General features: G+C 63.1%; 15 protein-coding genes. 12 read left to right on the forward strand and 3 right to left on the reverse strand.

Annotated elements, in window-relative coordinates:
• The first annotated feature begins 23 nt into the window (after positions 1-23).
• The 12 genes from epsF (at position 24) to ACG02S_RS24380 (ending at position 14,393) form a co-directional block, all read left to right on the forward strand.
• Positions 24-1,457, forward strand: coding sequence for a chain length determinant protein EpsF (gene epsF / locus ACG02S_RS24325; RefSeq protein ID WP_394473088.1), 1,434 nt, complete (start codon positions 24-26; stop codon positions 1,455-1,457).
• 45 nt (positions 1,458-1,502) lie between these two features.
• Entirely contained in the window at positions 1,503-2,366 is an 864-nt protein-coding gene (locus ACG02S_RS24330) for a polysaccharide biosynthesis tyrosine autokinase (RefSeq protein WP_394473089.1), read from the forward strand.
• A gap of 8 nt (positions 2,367-2,374) precedes the next feature.
• A complete protein-coding gene (xrtB, locus tag ACG02S_RS24335) occupies positions 2,375-3,292 on the forward strand; it encodes an exosortase B (RefSeq protein ID WP_394473090.1) in 918 nt (305 codons plus the stop codon).
• Between the two features lie 113 nt (positions 3,293-3,405).
• Positions 3,406-4,950, forward strand: coding sequence for a lipopolysaccharide biosynthesis protein (locus tag ACG02S_RS24340; protein WP_394473091.1), 1,545 nt, complete (start codon positions 3,406-3,408; stop codon positions 4,948-4,950).
• Between the two features lie 76 nt (positions 4,951-5,026).
• On the forward strand, positions 5,027-6,085 hold the full coding sequence (locus ACG02S_RS24345) for a nitroreductase family protein (protein WP_394473092.1): 1,059 nt from the start codon (positions 5,027-5,029) through the stop codon (positions 6,083-6,085).
• A 121-nt stretch (positions 6,086-6,206) separates the two neighbouring features.
• Positions 6,207-6,905, forward strand: coding sequence for an exosortase-associated protein EpsI, B-type (gene epsI / locus ACG02S_RS24350; protein ID WP_394473093.1), 699 nt, complete (start codon positions 6,207-6,209; stop codon positions 6,903-6,905).
• A 54-nt stretch (positions 6,906-6,959) separates the two neighbouring features.
• A complete protein-coding gene (locus ACG02S_RS24355) occupies positions 6,960-8,180 on the forward strand; it encodes a polysaccharide pyruvyl transferase family protein (protein ID WP_394473094.1) in 1,221 nt (406 codons plus the stop codon).
• A 64-nt stretch (positions 8,181-8,244) separates the two neighbouring features.
• Positions 8,245-9,744 carry a hypothetical protein gene (locus tag ACG02S_RS24360; RefSeq protein ID WP_394473095.1) on the forward strand — a complete coding sequence of 500 codons (1,500 nt, stop codon included), beginning with the start codon at positions 8,245-8,247 and terminating at the stop codon, positions 9,742-9,744.
• Positions 9,741-10,928: an acyltransferase family protein gene (locus ACG02S_RS24365; RefSeq protein WP_394473096.1), complete on the forward strand. Its 1,188-nt coding sequence runs from the start codon at positions 9,741-9,743 to the stop codon at positions 10,926-10,928. The genes ACG02S_RS24360 and ACG02S_RS24365 overlap by 4 nt, the downstream gene beginning before the upstream one ends.
• Positions 10,925-12,037, forward strand: a complete 1,113-nt coding sequence (locus ACG02S_RS24370; protein ID WP_394473097.1) for a glycosyltransferase — start codon at positions 10,925-10,927, stop codon at positions 12,035-12,037. The genes ACG02S_RS24365 and ACG02S_RS24370 overlap by 4 nt, the downstream gene beginning before the upstream one ends.
• Positions 11,971-13,275, forward strand: coding sequence for a glycosyltransferase family 4 protein (locus ACG02S_RS24375; RefSeq protein WP_394473098.1), 1,305 nt, complete (start codon positions 11,971-11,973; stop codon positions 13,273-13,275). Before ACG02S_RS24370 ends, ACG02S_RS24375 begins: the two co-directional genes overlap by 67 nt.
• 2 nt (positions 13,276-13,277) lie before the next feature.
• On the forward strand, positions 13,278-14,393 hold the full coding sequence (locus tag ACG02S_RS24380; RefSeq protein WP_394473099.1) for a DUF1972 domain-containing protein: 1,116 nt from the start codon (positions 13,278-13,280) through the stop codon (positions 14,391-14,393).
• A gap of 19 nt (positions 14,394-14,412) precedes the next feature.
• Here ACG02S_RS24380 and ACG02S_RS24385 read toward each other — a convergent pair whose 3' ends face one another.
• The 3 genes from ACG02S_RS24385 to ACG02S_RS24395 all read right to left on the reverse strand — a co-directional run bounded on the left by ACG02S_RS24385 (position 14,413) and on the right by ACG02S_RS24395 (position 22,392).
• Entirely contained in the window at positions 14,413-15,297 is an 885-nt protein-coding gene (locus tag ACG02S_RS24385; RefSeq protein ID WP_394473100.1) for a hypothetical protein, read from the reverse strand.
• 100 nt (positions 15,298-15,397) lie between these two features.
• Complete coding sequence (locus ACG02S_RS24390) at positions 15,398-16,837, reverse strand: DUF1501 domain-containing protein (protein ID WP_394473101.1); 1,440 nt, start codon at positions 16,835-16,837, stop codon at positions 15,398-15,400.
• Positions 16,834-22,392: a DUF1800 family protein gene (locus ACG02S_RS24395; RefSeq protein ID WP_394473102.1), complete on the reverse strand. Its 5,559-nt coding sequence runs from the start codon at positions 22,390-22,392 to the stop codon at positions 16,834-16,836. The genes ACG02S_RS24390 and ACG02S_RS24395 overlap by 4 nt, the downstream gene beginning before the upstream one ends.
• Positions 22,393-22,557: the final 165 nt, after the last annotated feature.

Consider the following 22,557-nt stretch of genomic DNA (forward strand, 5'->3'; position numbering starts at 1 on the left):
CGACGCTTAGAGGGAGTTTTTGAATGACGTTTGCACAGTTTCTGTCGATCTTGCGTGCGCGCAAGTGGGCAGCATTGCTGGTGTTTTCCTTGGTGGTCGTGACGACGGTGGCGGTCAGCCTGCTGCTGCCCAAGCAATACGCAGGTGCCGCCAGCGTGGTGGTCGACGTCAAGCCGGATCCCGTGTCTGCGAACGCCCTTTCGGGCCTGACCGCTCCGGGCTTCATGGCGACGCAAGTCGACATCCTGCAGAGCGAGCGCGTGGCCTTGCGGGTCATCCGCGACCTGAAGCTGACTGAGAACGCGAGCATCCGTGAGCAGTGGCAGACCGAGACAGGCGGCGAGGGCACGCTGGAGCAGTACCTGGTTCAGTTCCTGCAGAAGTATCTCGACGTGAAGCCCAGCCAGTTGAGCAACGTCATCAGCATCGAGTTCCGGAGCCCGTCGCCGCAGTTCGCCGCGGGTCTGGCAAATGCCTTCGCGCAGGCCTACATCAACACCACGCTGGAGTTGCGTTCCGGCCCGGCCAAGCAGTTCAACAGCTTCTTCCAGGCGCAGACCAAGGAAGCCCGCGACTCGCTGGAGACCGCACAGCAGCGCCTCTCCGCATTCCAGCAGGCCAACGGCATCATCGCGACGGATGAGCGGCTGGATATCGAGGGCGCTCGGCTTGCCGAGCTGAACAGCCAGTTGACGCAGTCGCAGGCGCTGTCGGCGGAAAGCACCAGCCGCCAGACCCAGGCTCAGGGCAGCCAAAGTGATCGCTTGCAGGAAGTGCTTAACAACCCGCTGATCAGCGGCCTGAAGGCAGACCTTACGCGCAACGAGGCACGCCTGCAGGAGCTGTCCCAGCGGCTGGGCGACAAGCACCCTCAAGTTCTCGAAGTGCGTGCCAACAACGCCGAACTGCGCAGCAGGATCGAAGCGGAAACGCGTCGCGTGACGGGTGGCGTGACGATGAGCAACACGATCAACAAGTCGCGCGAGGGCCAGGTGCGCGCCTCCCTGGAGGCCCAGCGGGCCAAGGTGCTTCAGATGAAGGCCGTGCGTGACGAAGGTCTGGTGCTTCAACGGGACGTGGAGAACGCGCAGCGCGTGTTCGACAACCTGGTGGCGCGCATGAACCAGTCTTCGCTGGAAGCACAGAACACGCAGAGCTATGCCAGCGTGCTCACTGAAGCCCAGGCGCCGACCAAGCACAGCAGCCCCAAGATGCTGCTGAACACGCTGCTGGCTGTTTTCCTTGGTGGTTTGCTGGCCGTGGGTGTCGCACTGCTGATGGAATTGACTGACCGGCGAGTGCGCAGTCCAGAGGATGTCGTGGCCGCGCTTGGCCTACCTGTGCTGGGGTCGCTGCCAGTGCCCAACGCCAAGCGTTTCAATCCTGCGCGTCCCGTCGCGCTGGGTCTGCAGCGCGCTGCGAGCCTGGGAGCCCCCGGCTCCTCATCAGGCGTCTGAGTCGCCGCCCGCTTAACGCATCTGCCGTACAGAAAGACAGACCCCGTGACCGTCGACGCCCAAGCCTCCAACATCGCTGATCGTTCGATCGGCAGCATCCTGGCCGACCTGCGCAACCTCTCCGCCGACCAGGTGGAGAGGATCGTCCGCCATCAGCGTGACAGGAGCGTGCGCTTCGGTGAGGCTGCCGTGGCGCTGGGTTTTGCCAGCAACGACGACGTGCTGTTTGCACTCAGCCAGCAGTTTCACTATCCCTACGCGTCTGAAGAACACCGCAAGGCGAGTCCCGAGTTGGTGGCACTGAACCAACCGTTCGGTGTGCAGGCTGAGAGTCTCCGCGCCATCCGAAGCCAACTCATGATGCGGCTGTTCAACGAAGGCCAGGAGCGGCGTGCCATTGCAGTGGTCAGCCCGGACTCGGGTGACGGCAAGACATTCTTCGCTGCTAACCTGGCCGTCGTGCTGGCCCAACTGGGTGGTCGCACGCTGTTGGTCGACGCCGACATGCGTCACCCGCGGCAGCACGAAGTTTTCGGTGTCGGAGACAAGGCCGGGCTGTCGAGCATTCTCAGCGGTCGTGCCGAGAACAAGGTCATTCAGCAAGTGGCCGGCGTGCCCAGCCTGTTCGTCCTGCCGGTTGGCACCACGCCTCCGAACCCGCTGGAGCTGGTCGAGCGCCCGGCATTCGGCCTGCTGATCCGCGAGTTGGTGTCCAAGTTCGATCACGTGGTCGTGGATACGCCCGCGGCCTGCTATGGCAGCGACAGCGCGGTGATCGCGGCGCGCTGCGGTGCAACGCTCGTGGTGGCTCGCAAGGATCAGGGCCGCGTCGCGACCCTTCAGGACCTGGTCGCCAATCTGGCTGAAACCCCGGCCGTGCTGGCGGGTGTGGTGTTCAACGAGTTCTGACCTCGCCCATGGCTGCTGCCACCGACCCCAGCGGCGCGGCGCCTTCCGCCTCGCGTCCGCACCAACCCATCGTGCCGGCCGGCGTGGACCGTGTGGTTCTCGCATTGCTGGTGGCCGGGTTTTCGCTGTTGTACGTGCCGGCCTGGATGGAACTGGGCAGGACGGTGTGGTCCACCGACGAACAGGGTCACGGGCCGATCATCCTGGCGGTGAGTTGCTGGTTGCTGTACGTCCGTCGTCTCGATCTGGCCTCGTTGACTGCGCGGCCGGTGGGCTGGTTGGGTTGGCCGGTGCTCGTCGTCAGCTTGGCGCTGTATGCGATTGGACGGTCCCAGGACATCATCATGTTTGCGGTAGGGTCGCAGATCGGCGTGCTCATCTCGCTGTTGCTGCTCTTCAAGGGCGGCAAAGCACTGCGGCTGATGTGGTTCCCGCTGTTCTTCATGCTGTTCATGGTGCCGCTGCCAGAGGCCCTCGTGGCCGCCGTCACCGCGCCGCTCAAGTCGGCGGTTTCGGCCCTGGCGAGCTCGTTGCTTTACGCCGTTGGCTACCCTGTGGGGCGCAGCGGCGTGATCATGACGGTAGGCCCGTACCAACTGCTGGTGGCTGATGCCTGCGCGGGCTTGAACAGCATGTTCACGCTGGAAGCCCTGGGCATGCTGTACATGAATTTGATGAGGTACACCAACCCGGTTCGCAACGTGGCGCTGGCTCTGCTGCTTGTGCCGACGGCGTTCGTCGCGAATATCGTGCGCGTCATGATCCTGGTGCTGGTGACCTATCACTTCGGCGATGAGGCAGGCCAGGGTTTCGTCCATGGATTCGCGGGCATGGTTCTGTTCATCGTGGCGCTGGGCTTGATGCTGGTGCTGGACAAGCTGCTGGGACTCTTTTTGCCGGCGCATCGCAAGGAGTCGGGGCAATGACTGCAGTTGCATCGAGCCCGGCTGCGATGGCGTGGCCGGTGGTAGTCGTCTGCGCGTGGCGCTCCTGCGGCGATGCCGTCTGACGCGTGGCAGACGTCGCCCCCGGATCATCGATGACCAATGAGACGTCCCCGAGCACGGCAGCCGTCGCGAAGAAGAGCCTGAGCCACTTCGCGATCGGAAAGGTGCTGGCCGCGCTGGTCGGCATCGCGACGCTGCTGCTGCTGGTTCGCTCGCTGAGTCGAGACCACTACGGCGTCTACATCACGCTGTTTGCGGCCTTCGAGATTCTGCAACTGGCGGCGAGCCCCGGAGCATACGCAGTCGCGTTTCGCTATCTGCCGGAACTGCGGCCGGCCGGCGGCGGCGTTGGTCTGAAAGCATTGGTGCAACGACTCACGGCCTATCGCATCGCGACGCTCATGGTGTGCGCGGCGGGGCTCTTCATTGCTGCCCCCGCGGTAGCCGAACTGGCGGGCGGCGCGTACACGACCTCCGTTGTGCGTCTATTTGCATTGCTGCTTTGCTTCGAAGGCACTGCGCGCTTCATCGACGTGGAGTTCGAGTCGCTATTGCAGCAGGGGCGGGCGCAGGTGTCGGCGCTGCTGAGGAATGGCGCAAAGCTGCTGGGCCTGCTGCTGGTCGGCGGTGCCGGCCGTCATGAGGTCACGCTGGAACTGTGGCTGAGCATCGAAGTGGCGACATCCGCACTTGGTGCCGTGGTTTCCAGCGGGCTATTGCTGCACTACGGTGCAAAGCGTGCCCGCGAGTCCGTGGCGCAAACATTGCATATGCCGACCATGGCCCGGCTGCTGCGCTTCTCGGTTCCCACCTACTTCTCGCAGGTGCTCTTCCTGCTGACCGGCGCGGAGATGGTCAAGCTGCTGGTGAGTCGCCTGCTGGGTGCGCAGGTCATCGCCGCCTTCGGTTTCGCCTCTGCGTTGTCTGCCACGGTCCAGAAGTACCTGCCGAGCTACTTGTTGATCGGCTGGGTGCGTCCGCTGTTCATCTCCGCGCGGGCCAGCGGCCGCTCCACAGCCGATTTGGTGCAACTGGCGGGAACGGTCATCAAGATCAACGTGCTGATGCTTGCGCCCATCACGACAGCGCTGCTCATTGCCGGCGAGCCGCTCCTGGCGCTGATCTCCGGCGGTCGCATGACCGACGGCCTCGTGTACTTGTACTTTTTCGTGTTCCTGCTGTTCATCCAGTCCGCCCGCACCGTGATCGCGCTGCTGGGTTTCACGATGGAGGTCGGTTCCGGCAGCCTCGTGGCGACCCTGGTCTCCGTGCTTGGCATCGGTCTTGGCTTGGCGGGCTATTCGAGCCTCGGCATCTGGGCGCTCTGCGGGGGGCTGGCTGCGTCGGAGCTGATATGGGGCGTCGTGATGGCGGTGTATCTGCGGGCTTCCGGCATGTCATTCCGGCTGCCGTGGCTGAGTCTGGCGAAGTTTGCCGCATCCATCGCGTTGACCGCATCAACGCTGCATGCTCTCGGGGTTGCAGACCTGGCCCGTGGTGGGCTAGCTCAACTGCTCCTGGCGCTTGCGGCGGCCGTCATGGTCTGTCTGCTGTTCTGCGCCGTGCTCCGGCCATTCACCGGCGACGAACGTGCGCTGATCAACAAGCTGCTGCCGCTGAAGGTGTTTGTATGGTGACCTTCAAGGTTTGCGAGGGCTTGATAAATGTCGCAACGCGCGCGGGCAGCGCGTCGGTGCATCGGGGCTGCTAGTCATGGGTATCAAACAGTCATTGAAGCAACAGGTGCAGAAGAGCACCCTGGTCTGGGGTTCCTACCAGACGGTCAAAGCGCAGGTCAATCGCCTTCGTACAGCGGCCTTCTACCGGTATGACGCGGGGCGCAGCTGGCGCTACATGATCTGGCGTCCAACGAATGACGCCCGATGGGCTCTGAGCTCTGAACTGCTCTTCCAGTACCACAAGCTGGAGAAGGGGCTGGTCATGCCTGGCAAGCCTCGGCTCTTCGGCACCGATCCCGTCCGTGCAACGATGGCATTGATGCGTCGATGGGAGGCGGCGGGCCACCCCACCTCCGATCCCATCTATCGCGGCGCGTGCGCCACCGTGTCGTGCTACCGGGCTGGTCTGCAGGCGCGCGGGCTGGAGCGGGAATCGCCCGCCCTCGCCCAGATCGACAAGTTCCTTAGCGAGCGCCAGTCGACTTTGGCGGTCGACCCGATGACCACACCCGTGCCCCTTGCGGCTCCGGGGACTGCCGCTGCCGGATCGTGGCAGGCGTTTGAAGCACTCTCCGTGGCCCGCCGCAGTGTTCGCGACTTCTCGTCCCAGACCGTGCCGGCTGAACTGGTGCAGGAGGCCGTCCGAGTGGCGGCACTGAGTCCTTCCGCATGCAACCGACAGCCGAACAAGGTCGTCCTGATCGAGGGCCGCGAGGAAATCGATCGTGCACTCGCGTTTCAGAACGGGAATCGCGGCTTCGGGCACAAAGTCCCGCTGCTGGCCGTGCTGGTGGTCGACAGCACGGGGTACTTTGACGGTTCTGAAAGAAATCAGGCCTACGTCGATGGCGGCCTGTTTGCGATGAGTCTGATGTTCGCGCTGCGCGCGCTCGGTCTCGGAAGCTGCTCGCTGAACTGGTGCGTGACGCCCGCCACTGACCGGGCATTCCGCAAGCTCGGGCATGTGAAGGACCAGGAGACCATCATGATGATGCTCGCCATCGGTTACCCGCCCGAAGCGGTGACGGTGCCTCTGTCTCCACGGCGTCACGCCGACGATGTGATTCGTTGGAGCAAAGGCGGAAGGGCCTGAGCATGTTGCGCCGCTACAAAGCACCCCATCCAGAAGGCTTGCCTGCAGTGGTCTGCAGCTCCCTGTGCGTTCGCGTGACCGCGTGCGGCCTGACACGCAGCCTCGCCAATCGGAGGGCGTCATGACGGCCGCCCGAATCCGCGCCATCGTTGTCGTCTTGCTGATGGCCGTGACGCTGGGGGCCACGGCTGCCTTGAAGCCCACGCGGCACTTGGCCGACGAGATGCCAAAGCTGCAGCTGGACACCTTGTTCCCCAAGACATTTGGGGATTGGCGCGTCGACGACACGCAGCCTGTGCAGCTGGTGTCGCCCGACTCAGAAGCGCTGCTGAAGAAGCTATATAACCAGACCCTCAGCCGCACCTACGTAGGCCCTGAGGGCCGCCGGGTGATGCTTTCGGTCGCCTACGGTGGAGACCAGTCGGACGCCACACGTGCGCACCGGCCCGAGGTCTGCTATCCGGCGCAGGGCTTCCAGATGCTGGCGTCGTCCCAGAACACGCTGCAACTGAACGGTGAAACCCTGAAAGTCCGCAGGCTGGTGGCGCAACTGGGTGGGCGTTACGAGCCGATCACCTACTGGATTGTGGTCGGTGAGCAGGTCACCGCCACGGGTGTCGAGCAAAAGCTCGCACAGCTTCGCTACGGTTCTCAGGGACTGGTGCCGGACGGCATGCTGGTGCGTGTCTCCAGCATCGACCGCGATGATCAGGCGGCATTCAACTTGCATGGCCAATTCGTTGCAGACCTGGCGCGCGCCATGCAGGGTGACCAGCGCGGCCGCGTGTTCGGCACACGGGTTGCACCCGACGGTAAATGAAGCCGCGACCTCAGGCCACGAGGCAGCCCCACGTTAATTAGGAGTCAGTACTTCATGCTTTTCTATCTCGCCGGTCAAACCAGTTTCGGCAATCGTGGATGCGAAGCGCTCGTGCGCGGCACCATCGACATCCTGCGTGAAACCGTGGGCCCGACGACGCAGTTCCTGGTGCCCTCGGTCGATGCCGACGAGGACCGCAGGCAGTGGCCCGACCACGCCGACTACGGCGTTCGCTTCGTCACCGCGCCCACCATGCCCTCCAGCCTGAAGTGGTGGTGCTCGCTGATGCAGCGCCTTCCCGGCATGGCCGGCACCCAGCCGCCGCTGCCGCACTACAGCGCCGCCGTCGAAGCCGACCTCGCATCCGTCGACGCAGTGCTGATGATTGGTGGCGACATCATCTCGCTGGACTACGGCATCCACTCGCTCTACATGTGGTCTCGCCTGATCGATCGCGCGCGCGCGCTGGGCAAGCCCACCTATCTGTGGGCGGCTTCGGTGGGCCCGTTCGAGGCGAACGGCAACGTCGTCACCGCCATGCGCTCACACCTTCGTGGCTACAAGGGCATCACCGTTCGCGAAACCACGTCTGCTGCCTCGCTCGCCAAAGACTACGGCCTGCCCGTCAAGGTTGTGGGCGATCCCGCTTACCGGCTCGCCTCGGTTCAGCCGCGAAGTGAACTGGGTGTCGACATGGAGCGTTGCCGCGGCGCTGTCGGCTTCAACGTCAGCCCGCTCATCCGCAAGCTCTTCAGCGAGCAAGGAGGTGGCCGTTCCCTGGAAGACACGGTGCTCGACTTCCTGCGTTGGTTGATCGACGACCAGGGGCGCAAGATCTGCCTGATCTATCACGTCGACCAGACTGAGAAGCCCGACAACAGCGACCTGGCCTATCTGCGTCAGCTGGCTGCGAGCCTGAGCCGCCCCGACCGCTGCTATGTGCTGCCGCCGGGCCTGAACGCGTGTGAACTGAAAGGCGTCATTGCCACGCTGGACTCGCTCGTAGCGGCACGCACGCACGCGACGGTGGCCGCCTTCTCCCAAGCCGTGCCCACGCTGTCCATCGGCTACAGCCGCAAGGCGCGTGGCTTGAACGAGGACCTGTTCGGCTCTATCGACTACCTCGTAGAGACCAAGGACCTGACTTTGGCTCGCATGCAGCAGACGTTCAACCGGATCCAGCAGGAGCGCGCGGGAATCAGCGCGACCTTGCGCGAAAAGGCGCGCTTGCTGCGCGAGGCGGCGCTGGAATCAGCGGGCATGTTGCGGGGTTGAGATGGCTTTAGGAATGGTCCGCACGCGAGGCGGGGGTGGTTCTTCCATCCCTGCATCATCAATCATGATATTGATGGCAACTTTGGCGCTTGCGGTCATTGGAGGGTTGGCAGCAGCAGTGGGCGCTGTTTTGATCGTGGGGGTGATTGCCGCCGTTGCCGTTGGCATCGGCATTATGCTTTTTCCGAAGCTGCATATCCTCTTCGGAATGATCTTTGCGCTAGTGATTACCGGCGTGTTGGAGTTTTTCTTTTACTTTGGTCAGGCGAATTGGCTTAGCTCAGTCATCGTCGCATCGATGATGTTGCCTGCCCTTCTGCGTTTGTTGGGAATGTCGCAAGAGAGGGACGGGGTTTCAGCTTTTGCGGCAATTCTGGTTGCCTATATTGTTGGTCTTCTTGCTTCCAGCGTAATCAATCGTATCCCTGTCCCGCAAGTGATTGTCGGAGTGCGAAACTATTTGCCATATATTGGCGTGGCCATGCTAATTGTTTATGGCGGGTTCGAAATTGGATTTGTGAGGAAGGTTCTGCGCGCCCTATTGTTTATTGCGCTAATTCAAATCCCTGTCGCGATCTATCAACATATAGTTGTAGGTCCAGCGCGAGTCGCGATGCGAGGTGCGGTTGGTCGAGAGGACGAAGCTATCGTTGGTACTTTTGGCGGCAGCATAGTGACGGGCGGTTACACGGGAGAGATGGCGTCATTTCTCGTGATGGCCGTAATGTTCGTGATCGCGCTTTGGAGGGAGCGTAAGCTGAAGGGCTGGCTAGCGGCAGTTTTCTCCATCGCTCTGTTGATTCCGGTTTTGTTGGCGGAAACGAAGATTGCTCTGTTGCTATTGCCAGTTCTATCACTGATCGCATTTGGCTCAGACATCAAAAAATCTCCAGCCACCGCAGTTGTAGGGCTAATTGGTGTCGCTTTACTGATGACTGCGGTCGGTGGCGTTTATGCGCTTAAGTACTGGCAGTCAAGTGATCAGGCGGCGAGTCAACTCTTGTATTCCTTCGATCCTGACTTCATGGTCACGCCCGATCATCGAGGGCGGGTAGGTACGATTGTTCATTGGTACCAGACGAATCTTCAAGAAGGGAATTACGTCGGAGCTTTGATTGGGCACGGCATGGCATCCAGCTTGGAGGGCAGCTCAACGATCGGCTTGGGATCGGCAGTCCGACAATTTGGACTCGGCTTGGATGCTCATGGAATGTCCCGATTGCTATGGGATGGTGGGATGTTGGTTTTTTCGCTCTTTGCGATGCTCTGCGTACGGACGATTTATGTTGCGTCGAAGCTTAGAAAGAAGGATTCAATCGCTTCGGAGGATAGGGCGGGCCTGACTTTTGCGTTGGTTGCAGCCACATCGATGTTTCTCATGCTGCCCTATCAGATGTCCGTTCTTGGCGGTAGTGCTATGCAGTTCGTATTCTGGTGTGTGGTCGGGTACGTTGAATACATGCGGCGTGCTTGCTCGGCAGCTCATAAGTCGGAAGAGCGTAGTTTTGGTTTCGCAGTTGGATGTCGGTTGGCATCTCAGCGGCGAATGTTGAATTCGAAATGAGTGCTACTCAGAAAACTGCAAGATACGAAGGGCTCGAAGGCCTGCGAGCACTTATGGCTATTTGGGTGGTGTTTGGCCACGTAGGGAACTTCCTCGGGTTCTATTTGGGCGTCAATGCGCCAGCCTGGATGAAGCTGGTATTGCTCACAAGTGTCCCAGTTAACGTTTTTATCGCGTTGAGCGGGTTTGTGGTCTTTGAGATGATTCGAAGAAGGCCTGTTAACTACCCGCAGTACATAAGATCTCGCGCCGCTAGAATTTTTCCGATCTATTTTTTCGCCCTAGTCCTAGCGCTCCTGTTGAATGAATTTCGGCTTGAGGTACTGCAAAGTCAGCCCTGGCGCTCTCTTGCGGAATTGGCCTTCATCAGTCAGCGTGCATCGGATGTCCGGGTGGACTACGCCGCGCATGTGGCTGCGCATGCATTGATGATTCATGGCTTGGTGCCAGAAGCGCTACTTCCCCATGCTGCGCAGGCGCTGCTGGCTCCAGCATGGAGTCTGTCTCTTGAGTGGCAGTTTTACCTCCTGGCCCCCGCAATATATGCAGGAGTTACTAGGCAGTGGTGGGGTGTGTTCGGTGTGGCCGCCGTTTTTGCTGGAACGCAGATTTTGGGACAGCATTTGCTTCCGAGCTTGACTAACGCAGCAATTATTAATAGTTGGGGATACTTTTTTGTCGGCTGGGCCTGCTCAAGGTTCTTGGCGGCAATTAGCGATGGGAAAGATCTCTACAAGAGTTTGAGCTGGATGATTTTCTTGGTTGCGTTGGGGGCTGTCTCGACTTTATTCGGCGCCTCTGACGCTCGCGCTACCGTTTTTTCGTTGTGTATCTGGATGGCTGCATTTTGGGCTGCGTGTTGTCCGGCGGTTCGAATCGCTGCTTGGCGGTCGCTTCAGGTGAAAATCAATGGTTTCCTATCAGTGGGTTGGTTGCGAAGGATCGGTGACTCTTCCTACTCTCTTTACCTTCTTCATGTTTTTGTCTTGGATGCGATTGGCTGGTTGCTGATTCGGCAGGGATATTTGAACATGGGCGTGGTTGGAAACTATCTACTTCTATTGGGTCTGGTGCTGCCCCTTTCTGTGCTCGCAGCAATGATCGGTTATAAGTGTATTGAGCGACCATTCATGGCGCTTGGGCGCGCTCGTGCAACTGTAGGTTCGCGCTGGAAGATGATGTGAAAAAGGTTGTCGTTGCTTGTTTTACGGGGGACTCCGGATTAACGGATTACAGTGTTTCGCTGTGTCGTGTCCTAGGATCAATAGCGCAAGTCGAGCTGATAACCGCTGCTTCCCTCCCGGCGCGTTTCGATCATCTTGGGTTTGGAGTGATCAGGCTTTTTCGACGTACGCGTTGGTATGCGGTCGATATATTCAAATTCATTTTTAGGATATTACTGCAGCGACCTGACGTTTTGCTTTTGCAGGCGCCGTTAAAGCTGCCGGTGATCGAAGGATTGATGGTCACCTTGTTCAGGTGGCTGGGTATTCGATGCGTACTGACAGTGCACGACGTGTTGCCACACTACCCAAGGGCCTGGAGCAAGACTGAGTTCAGCTGGTTTTACAAACGCTTCGACCGACTAGTTGTCCATTCCGAGGCGGCACATGTCTCGCTTCGAGAGATGGGCGTCAAGCGGCCGATGTTGGTGGTCCCTCACGGCGCGTATGACCTGTTCCGGCTGCTCTCGCCAGACCAAGCCCGGGCACGTTCACTGATTGGCTGGAAGGCGCGCGCCGATGCATTCGCGGTGCTGTTCTTCGGCCATCTGGAGCCGCGCAAGGGGCTGGTCGAGTTCCTGCAGGTGGCCGAGCGGATGCAGCACCGTGAGGACGTGGTGTTTGTCCTCGCCGGTCATTTCGATGCTCGCCACCATCCGCAAGAACTGGCGGCACTTGTCGAACGCGCATCGGCCTTGCCCAACGTGCTGCTGCGCAATGAACGCATTCCGTTCGAAGAAGTGGAAAACTACTTCTGTGCCAGCGATCTGGTGGCGATGCCATATCAGGAGGGATCGACCAGCGGCGTGCTGAAGCTGGCCATTGCCTTTGAGAAGCCGGTGCTGGCGTCTCGCGTGGGCGACTTCCCCGAGCAGGTGCCTGAAGGTGCGGGTGTGTGGGTGAATCCCGGGACGAGGATGGCCGATGAGTTAGAAGCAGGTGTTAACCAGGCGCTGGCGGAGCGCGCCGAACTGGCACGCGCCATGCGTGGTGCTGCAGCTCAATGCAACTGGACCGACATCGCGGAAAAGTACGCCGCCTTCATGCTGCCTGCCGCCAAGAGTGCGTGATGCCCAAACTGCTGAACATCAATACCTATCACTACCGCCGTGGCGGCTCCGATGCCGTGTACCTAGAACATTCGGCGCTGATGGCCGCGCAGGGCTGGGACAACGGCTTCTTCGCGATGCAGCATCCGAAGAACTTGCCCACACCCTGGTCGCGCTATTTCATCGACGAACTCGAGTTCGGTAACGCCTACTCCACGCTGGACAAGCTGAAGATGGCATCCAAGGTCATCTACTCGTTCGAGGCTCAACGCAAGTTGCGTGCCTTGCTGAGCGACTTCCCGGCCGATGTGGCGCACTTGCACTGCATCTACCACCATCACTCGCCGTCGATCCTGCCGGTGTTGAAGAAGGCGGGCGTGCCGGTGGTGATGACGGCGCACGATCTGAAGGTTGCATGCCCGGCCTACAAGATGCTCAACCGCAACGGCGTGTGCGAGAGCTGCCGCACGGGCTCGGTGCTGAACGTCATCAAGAACCGCTGCATCCGCGATTCTCTGGCGGCCAGCGCCATCGTCGCCGCCGAGAGCGGATTGCACCGCGCGCTGGGCACGTATCAGAAGCACGTGGACAAGCTGGTGGTGCCGAGCCGGTTCTTCGGCGACAAGATCGTTGAATGGGGCTTTCCTGCGGATAAGGTGGTCTACATCCCCAACTACGTCGACGCGTCGACGCAGGTGCCGCGTTACGAGGCGGGCGACTACTTCCTGTACTTCGGCCGACTGGCGCTCGAGAAGGGTGTGGACACGCTGATCCGCGCCGCCGGCGCGGCGGGCGTGGTGTTGAAGATTGCCGGCACGGGCCCCGAGGAAGCGGCGCTGCGCGCGCTCGTCGCACAACTCGGTGCCGATACCGGGGCGCGCATTGAGTTCCTGGGTTTCCAGTCGGGCGCCGCGCTGCATACGCTAATCCAGCAGGCGCGCGTCGTCGTGCTGCCGTCACAGTGGTATGAGAACGCGCCTATGAGCGTGCTGGAGAGCTTCGGCTTTGGCAAGCCGGTGATCGGCGCGGCCATCGGCGGAATTCCAGAACTGGTGCGGGATGGCGTGACGGGGTGGACGTTCGAGCCCGGCAACGTGCAGGCGCTGACCGCGCTGTTGTCACGCACGGCTGCGATGCCGGCCGAGGCGTTGGCCGAGGCAGGACGGGCTGGCCGCGCGATGGTTGAAACCGAATTCACCAAGGACCGCTACCTGGCGGCCATGCTTGAGCTTTACGCCGGTCTCGGCGTGCGGAGTTGATGTTGACCGAACGCAAGACGATACGAATCCTGGGCACCCGTGGCGTGCCGGCGGCCCATGGCGGCTTCGAGACCTTTGCCGAGTACCTGGCGCTGCATCTGGTGGAGCAGGGCTGGCGAGTGGTGGTGTATTGCCAGGTCGATGGCAGCGGCCCGGTCTACGAGGATCAGTGGGAGGGCGTGGAGCGGGTGAATTTCCCCATCGCGCTGGACGGCCCCAAGGGCACCATTGCCTTTGACTGGCAGGCCACGCGCCATGCCTCTCGCTTCAATGACCTGTGTCTGACCCTGGGCTACAACACCGCGGTGTTCTGCGCCCTGCTGAGGTTCAAGGGTGTGCCCAACGTCATCAACATGGACGGCATCGAGTGGGCGCGCGCCAAGTGGGGCGGCGTGGCCAAGACCTGGTTTTGGATGAACGACTGGATGGGCTGCTGGCTCGGCAATCACCTGGTGGCTGACCACCCGGGCATTGCGCGGCACCTGCAAACGCGGGTGAAGGCCAGCAAGATCACTATGATTCCGTACGGGGCGACCGAGGTGACAACGGCGCTTCCGCAGGAGCCCGTGCTGGCGCTGGGCCTGGAGCCGGGGCGTTATCTGACGGTGATTGCACGCGCCGAGCCGGAGAACTCGTTACTGGAGGTTGTGGCCGGATTCAGCGCGCGCCCGCGCGGTGTGCAACTGGCGGTGCTGGGCAAGTACGACGACGGCAATGCCTACCACCGAGCGGTCAAGGCGGCGGCCGGGCCGGAAGTGGCTTTCCTCGGTGCGATCTACGACAAGACGGTGGTGCAAGCGTTGCGGGCGCACAGCCTGGCTTACGTGCACGGGCACCAGGTGGGCGGCACCAACCCGTCACTGGTAGAAGCGTTGGGAGCAGGCAATGCGGTAGTCGCGCACGACAACCAGTTCAATCGCTGGGTAGCAGGTGACGGTGCCGCGTTCTTCGGTAACGCGGCGCAGTTTGACGACACGCTGGCCGCACTGTTGGCCGCGCCTGATCGCGTTGATGCAATGCGTGCAGCCAGTCGGGTGCAGTTCCAACAGCGGTTCACATGGCAGCAGGTGCTGAACGAGTACCAGGTGCTGCTTGAAAAGTGGCTACCTCAGCGGTGAGGCCATCGCGCAGGTACGTTCAGTAGACGAAGGCCGGCGGCGGCAGCTGCAGCAACTCTTCTGCCTTCATTGAGGGCACGCGGAGCAACACGGTGGAGTATTTCCACTCGGGTGTTGACTGGATGAGCCGCCCCGATCCGGCGCCGGGGTTGTACTTCGCTTGAAGATCCGCCAGACCCGCACCGACCCAGGGGTAGTAGTCAGCGCCTGCAATTACTCCCATGCGCGCGCTCGAACGATCATCTGGAAGCGCTGGGTCGACGGTGACGAGCCGGTGGCGGATCGAAACCAACAGCGCGAGCATGTCCGCGCCTTCGGCATTCCAGGGCAACGCCACCTGCCCGGCGCCGCCGTGCACCATGTACTCGGGTTTGGGGACGGCGACAAAGCCTTCCTCCTTCGCCAACATGCGGCCGCCGCTCTTGCGCAAGGAATCCGTGGCGTTCGGATGGTAGGCCCCTTGCCAGGCCGGTTGGCGCTGGGCCCTCAGTGACACCCACCGTCGATTGCTGCGCTGTAAGACCCAGACCTCCAACCCGCTGATCTCCACGCCGCTATTGGTTGCTGGGCTCCCACGGGCGTCGAGGTAGACGGTGAACCAGCCGGCCACGGAGCGCCATTCGTCAAAGCGATTACCCTCGCGCCACCATTTGGGAACTGAGCGTCCATAGGGCTCTGCGCCCATGGCAATGAAGGGGCCGACATGCCAGCCTCCCTTCGGTTGTATGCCCTGCAACTGAAACTCGTGCGGGCGCTGCATGTCATCACTGATGCGGCGCATGCGTGTCTGCGCGTCGGACTGAGCCATTGTCGGCAAACAGCTGCCGAGTCCGGCCAACAAGGCCCAGCCCGAGCGAGCAAGCCAAGCGCGACGTGATGCGGGAGAGGAGATCGAGTCGAGCATCACGGGGCACCCTTGAATCAAACCTGCTGAGTTCGTCGTCAGGCGGCACGCTTGTTGGCGACACACGGGGCGCGCAAGCGGGTGGCGTGCGACGGCTCCGTCAGGCCTTCATGAACGCGGGCAGCCCGGAAAAATTGGCCAGCGAAGGCAGCACCTGCATCTGCTCGGAGGCGTTCAACCCCATCCACGCTGCCATGCTCCCGGCCATCTGGCTCACCGCCATTGTAGGTAGGAGCCGGCCGGAGCCGACGTCCTGACTGGTGCCAAGTGCAGTGGTTGGAAACTGTCCGTACATCGTGCCGCCACGCACAGCGCCACCCGCGACGAATTGGTGGCCACCCCAGCCATGGTCGCTGCCATCCCCGTTGCTCAACAGGGTGCGGCCGAAATCTGAGGCGGTGAAGAGCGTCACGTTGTTCTGTAGACCCAAACTGTTCAGCGCTGACATGAAATAGTTGATCGACTGCGCCACCTGCGCCATCTGCACGGGCTGGTCGCGCATTTGGTTTGCGTGCGTGTCGAATCCGCCCATCTGGACCATGAACACCTGGCGACGCATGCCGAGGGCCTGGTTCGCCGCGATGATCTGTAGCACGATCCGCAGTTGGCGAGCTAGGCTCAGCTTATCGAGCGTCGTGCCTACGGTGTTCACTTGAGCGATGGCGGTACCGGGGATCGCTGGTACGTTCACGCCGGACAGAGCCGCCTGCAGCGCCGCGTTGGCGCCCATGCCACGCTGCATCACCCGTGCGTACTCCGCCTGCAGCCGGTCCGTGCTGGTTGATGCGTATGCGCGCTGCAGTGCACTCCCGGCCGTGCTGGAGCCGAACACGCTGCCGCCGTTCATGCCGCTGGCCGAAACAGGACCTTCAAGCCCGACTTGGTATTGGCTAACGCTGCTGCCCGACAGGAACACGGCATTGCCACTTGCGGACACGGCGGTGAATACGGGCTGTGCGTTTGCCGACATAAGGATGTCACCCATGCGCCCGCCCCAGCCCGAGGCGGCACCTTCTGGTGCCAGGCTCTGCCAAGTGGACGCCTGGTCGTTATGGGAGAACAACTTGGCGGGTACGCCCACGCCAGCGTTGTATTCGGCCTTGGTGATGGGCCGCACGAGAGGGCCTACGTTGGCCAGGATGGCAGCCTGCCCAGCCTCGTACCAAGTGCGCAGCGGGCCCAGCTCTGCTGGCATGCCGAAGCTGCGGCCGTTTGCCTGTCCAGCGACGGTAATACCTTGCAGGCGCTCTGCCGCCAAGGCCAGCTCACCCCGCGAGCGGGCGTACTCGGCATAGCCCGTGGCATCGGTGGGCACGACCCAGTTGTGGCTGTCGCTGCCGCCGTTCATGTACAGGCACACCAGCGCCTTGTAGCCCGATGTGGTGGCTGCATGGCTACTCTGGCTGGCCAGTGCTGCCATGCCGGCGAGGCCCGTGACAAGCGGCAGGCCGTGCTGAGGGATGGCTGCGCTGGCGGCCAAGCCGCCAACGGCGCGGAGGAAGCTGCGGCGCGAAGCGCCCGTGCGGATCGGTCGTGTCATCGTTGCACCAGGTATTCGGGTGAGGCCAGCGCTACGAACAATGCGACGCGGGCGCGGTTGAGATGGCTGGCGGCGTCGGCGCCGCTAACGCTGAGCATGGCGTCCATCAGGTCCTGCTTGAGCGTGCTGCTCATGCGGCCGGCGTACAGCAGCAGATTCAGACGTTCCACAACTGCGGCAAGTTGGCCGGCGGCCACCAGGTCGGCAAGTGGTTGGAGCCGCGCGATCACGTCGTTCTGCGGGCCGACCCAGCCGAGGCCGTTGCTGGCCATGCGCTGTGCCAGATTTACCCATTGCGCAGTGGTGGCTTCGCTGACGATCTGCATTTCCGGCGCCGTGATCTTGTCGGCGGCGAGCACCGTGTTTGGCGGCACGTAGCCGGGGCGGAAGTAGCCGAACACTGAAGAGGCGTGCATGGGGCGTTGCCCCAACGGCAGGATGTCACCGTCGATGGCGTACTGGCCGCTCACCGACGTGGCCTGGAGGCTGCGCATCCAGTGCGCCACGCGCATCACTGGTTCGCGCAGTTTGCCCACGCCGTTGCTCGGCGGGTTGACCGCTTCGCTATCAAGCAGGATGGCGCGCGCCACGGCTGCCAAATCACCCCGCACGCCCTTGCCGTTGTTGTTGAATACGGCGGACACGCGAGCCACGTAAGCACTGCTGGGGTGGCTGCTCACGAGATGCTGAATGAGTTGGCGGCTAACGAAGGGACCTACGTTGGGATGGTTGAACAGTGCGTCCAGCGCGAGCTTTAGGCTGGCTTGCGGGTTGCTGCCGGCGGGGATCACTACCGCCTGCGACTTGCCGCTGAAAAGGCGCTTCTCGCTGTTCGAGTGCTGACCGGGGTACGCCTTCATCGGCAGGATGTCAATGCGTTGGTCGCCAGTCGCGCTGAGGTCAGGATTGCCGAAACGGAAATTCTGCTCCGTGAGCTGACCGTCCGGGAACGCCCAGCTCCAGCCGGTGAACACCTTGGACATGGCCATCACGTCTTCGTTGGTGTACGTTTCAATCGGCTGCCCGTTTCCATTTAGCTTTAGGCTGCCGTCGGCGTTCAGCTCATGCAAGCCGATGGTGAACAGTTGCATCACCTCGCGCGCAAAGTTCTCGTCGGGCATGCGGCCCGACGCGGCGTTTTCCGGGCGGTTGCGCATGTGGGAGAGGTAGATACCCATCGCCGGACTCAGGGCCACCTGTTCCAGCAGGGTGCGGTAGTTGCCGAGCGCATGGCGGTTGAGCGTGTCTACATACTGGGCGTAAGTGCGTGCGTGACTTTCAAGGTTGGAGTCGGCCTGCGAAACCATCAGGATTTGATGCAGGGCGAAGCCCATGCGTCGACGCAACTGGTCGGGGCTGGTCGCTGCAGAGGCCCAGAAGCGCTGCCCCACCCAGTTCGACGTGTAGTTAGCGCCACCGGGGCGGTAGGTGTTGCCGAGGTCGTAGCGTGCCTGAACAGCGTCCACCATGTCCGGCGTGAAGGGCAGGGCCAGTTGTTCGTCGATCCAGGCGGCCTGTCCGATCTGCACTACGCGGTCGACATCAGCCAGCGTCGGACCGAAGCTGGCTTGCTGAAGCAGGCGCGAAGCGGCGTGATGCGTGGCGCTGATCGGCGAATTGGCAACAGGTACGGTAAAGCGCAGGGCGCCGTTGGCGTGCATCCCCCCGTCGCTCGCGCTTATGGCCGTGCCATCTACCGCCTCCTCGCCCGTGCCCGCGTCGAAAACTACATTGGTGGCGAACGGCGCCAACGTCGCCAGCCCGGTCTGCACATACTGAATGAACAGGTTGCGGTCCACGCCGTTGACAGTGGCGTCATTGGCGTAAATGACGTCGATTCGGCTGCCGGCCGACAGCTTCGGCACGGCGAAACGGTAGTCGGCGGGGGTGGTGCTGCGCACTTCCACGCTGCCCACAATCACCCCGTCCACGCGCAGCTGCATGATGGCACCGACGCCTGCAGCGAGAGTGGCATTGGCCCGCACGATCACCGTGTCCGTCAGGTTGGCAGAGGGCCAGCTGCCTGACAGCGTGCCGGCGACATAGGAAGTGCCAGGTGTGGAAGGCGTGACGAAGGAAGATCCGGCGATGAGGTAATGGACGTTGAGCTTGCGCTCGACACCAGCGGCGGAGCCGGGGTTGGAGAAGGCCACAGTGACTTGGCTGCCCGGCTTGAGCGCGGTAGTGGGCATGACGAAGTCGGTGGGCGAGGTGCTGGTGACGGTGGCGGAGCTGATGGCCACGCCGTCGACCCACAGGATCATCAAGGCGCCCACACCGCCGGCTGGCACGGCGCTGGCGCGCACGGTGACGGTGCTGGTGATGTTGGGCTCGGGCCAGGTGGAGCGCAGCGCGCCGTTGACGTACAGCGACGTGCTGGCTGTGGCGACATCGGCGCCATCGAAGGCCGCCGCGCCGTTGCCGCGGTCAAACTGGTTGCCCGCATCGGCGGGACGCCACACGGTGTTGCGCGTGGTGGCATACGCGATGAAGAGATTGCGGTCGACCCCGCCCACCACGTCATCGTTGACGAAGGCGATGTCCAGCTTGCGGCCAGCGAACATGGCCGGCACGGCGAACTGGTAGTCGGCATGCTCGGTGGACCTGACCTCGGCGCTGCCAACGAGGATGCCGTCAACCAGCACCTGCATGATGGGGCCGACACCACCAGCGATGGCGCCACGGGCGCGCACCGTGAGCGTGTCGGTGAGGTTGGGCTGGGGCCAGTCTGCGTCAAGCTTGTTGTTGGTCGCGCGCAGCGCGGTCTTGCCAGAGATGGCGTAGGCCAGTTGCAGGTCGCGGTCTTCGCCGTTGATCGTGGCGTCATTGGTGTAGACGACTTCAACGCGCTGGCCGGGCTTGATGGGCAGCGTGGGCAGGCGGATGTCGGTCAGGCTGGTGGAGCGCAGCTCCACAGTGCCAAGGACGACGCCGTCTACCAGCACCCGCACGATGGGGCCCACGTTGGCGGCCAGCCGGGCGCTGGCGCGCAGCGTCAGCGTGTCCGTCATGTTGGCCGCGGGCCAGCGGCCACGCAACGCGCCGTTGGCGGTCATCAGGCTCTGTGTGGTGGCGGTGACGTTGGCACCGTCGAAGGCAGCCAGGCCGCTGCCGGCGTCGAAAGACATGGTGCCGGCGCTGGGCTGCAGCACGGTGGTGCCGGACATCATGTAATGCATGCGCAGGCCGCGGGTCTGGCCATCAGCGCTGCCGGCGTTCTCGAAGGCGACGTGCACGAGGTTGTCGGCGGACAGGGCCGGCGCGGGGAACACGTAGTCGGTTGGCTCGGCGGCGGTCACCTCGGCCGAGCCGATGACGATGCCGTTGGCGCGCACGACCATCATCGCGCCCTTGCCGCCAGCGCTGTTGGCGCTGGCACGCACGGTGAGGCGCTCGGTGAGGTTGGGCGCAGGCCAGACCATGCGCAGCGCGCCGTTGCTGTACAGGGCTGCGGCGCCAGGGACCACGTTCTGGCCGTCGAACGCAGCGTCGCCGCTGCCCTTGTCGAGGGTGACGATGGATGCGGTGGACAGCACGGCGGTGTCGGCGGTGCTGACCTGTTGAACGTAGAGATTGCGGTCCACGCCATTGACGGCGCCGTCGTTGGTGTGGACGAGATCGACCTTGCTACCGGGCTTGAGCGCGGGCACGGCCAGGCGGTAGTCGGTAGGCGTGGTGGCGCGCACTTCCACGCTGTCCGTCACCACGCCGTCCACCCGCACGGACACCATCGCGCCGATGCCCCCCGCCAGGTCGGCGTGGGCGCGCACGGTGACGATATCGGTCAGATTGGCCGTGGGCCAGGTACTTGCCAGCGTGCCGGCGGCGTAAGAAGTGGAGGGCGTGACGAAGGAAGATCCGGCGATGAGGTAATGGACGTTGAGCTTGCGCTCGACACCAGCGGCGGAGCCGGGGTTGGAGAAGGCCACAGTGACTTGGCTGCCCGGCTTGAGCGCGGTGGTGGGCATGACGAAGTCGGTGGGCGAGGTGCTGGTGACGGTGGCGGAGCTGATGGCCACGCCGTCGACCCACAGGATCATCAAGGCGCCCACACCGCCGGCTGGCACGGCGCTGGCGCGCACGGTGACGGTGCTGGTGATGTTGGGCTCGGGCCAGGTGGAGCGCAGCGCGCCGTTGACGTACAGCGACGTGCTGGCTGTGGCGACATCGGCGCCATCGAAGGCCGCCGCGCCGTTGCCGCGGTCAAACTGGTTGCCCGCATCGGCGGGACGCCACACGGTGTTGCGCGTGGTGGCATACGCGATGAAGAGATTGCGGTCGACCCCGCCCACCACGTCATCGTTGACGAAGGCGATGTCCAGCTTGCGGCCAGCGAACATGGCCGGCACGGCGAACTGGTAGTCGGCATGCTCGGTGGACCTGACCTCGGCGCTGCCAACGAGGATGCCGTCAACCAGCACCTGCATGATGGGGCCGACACCACCAGCGATGGCGCCACGGGCGCGCACCGTGAGCGTGTCGGTGAGGTTGGGCTGGGGCCAGTCTGCGTCAAGCTTGTTGTTGGTCGCGCGCAGCGCGGTCTTGCCAGAGATGGCGTAGGCCAGTTGCAGGTCGCGGTCTTCGCCGTTGATCGTGGCGTCATTGGTGTAGACGACTTCAACGCGCTGGCCGGGCTTGATGGGCAGCGTGGGCAGGCGGATGTCGGTCAGGCTGGTGGAGCGCAGCTCCACAGTGCCAAGGACGACGCCGTCTACCAGCACCCGCACGATGGGGCCCACGTTGGCGGCCAGCCGGGCGCTGGCGCGCAGCGTCAGCGGGGCCGTCCTGTTGGCCGCGGGCCAGCGGCCACGCAACGCGCCGTTGGCGGTCATCAGGCTCTGTGTGGTGGCGGTGACGTTGGCACCGTCGAAGGCAGCCAGGCCGCTGCCGGCGTCGAAAGACATGGTGCCGGCGCTGGGCTGCAGCACGGTGGTGCCGGACATCATGTAATGCATGCGCAGGCCGCGGGTCTGGCCATCAGCGCTGCCGGCGTTCTCGAAGGCGACGTGCACGAGGTTGTCGGCGGACAGGGCCGGCGCGGGGAACACGTAGTCGGTTGGCTCGGCGGCGGTCACCTCGGCCGAGCCGATGACGATGCCGTTGGCGCGCACGACCATCATCGCGCCCTTGCCGCCAGCGCTGTTGGCGCTGGCACGCACGGTGAGGCGCTCGGTGAGGTTGGGCGCAGGCCAGACCATGCGCAGCGCGCCGTTGCTGTACAGGGCTGCGGCGCCAGGGACCACGTTCTGGCCGTCGAACGCAGCGTCGCCGCTGCCCTTGTCGAGGGTGACGATGGATGCGGTGGACAGCACGGCGGTGTCGGCGGTGCTGACCTGTTGAACGTAGAGATTGCGGTCCACGCCATTGACGGCGCCGTCGTTGGTATGGACGAGATCGACCTTGCTACCGGGCTTGAGCGCGGGCACGGCCAGGCGGTAGTCGGTAGGCGTGGTGGCGCGTACTTCTACGCTGTCCGTCACCACGCCGTCCACCCGCACGGACACCATCGCGCCGATGCCCCCCGCCAGGTCGGCGTGGGCGCGCAGCGTCAACATGGGCGTGCCAGCTTCGCCGGATGTGACCGCCGACTGGATCACGCGGGCTCCTGCAGCTTCAGGTGCAGATGCCGCGGTCATCGTGACTGCGGCGACCGCAGTGGCCGCGCTCGGCACAGTGCTCGGATCATTGCTGCCACCGCCGCCACCACACGCGGCGAGCGT

Source organism: Pelomonas dachongensis, assembly GCF_043555865.1.
Classification (GTDB): Bacteria; Pseudomonadota; Gammaproteobacteria; order Burkholderiales; family Burkholderiaceae_C; genus Pelomonas; species Pelomonas dachongensis.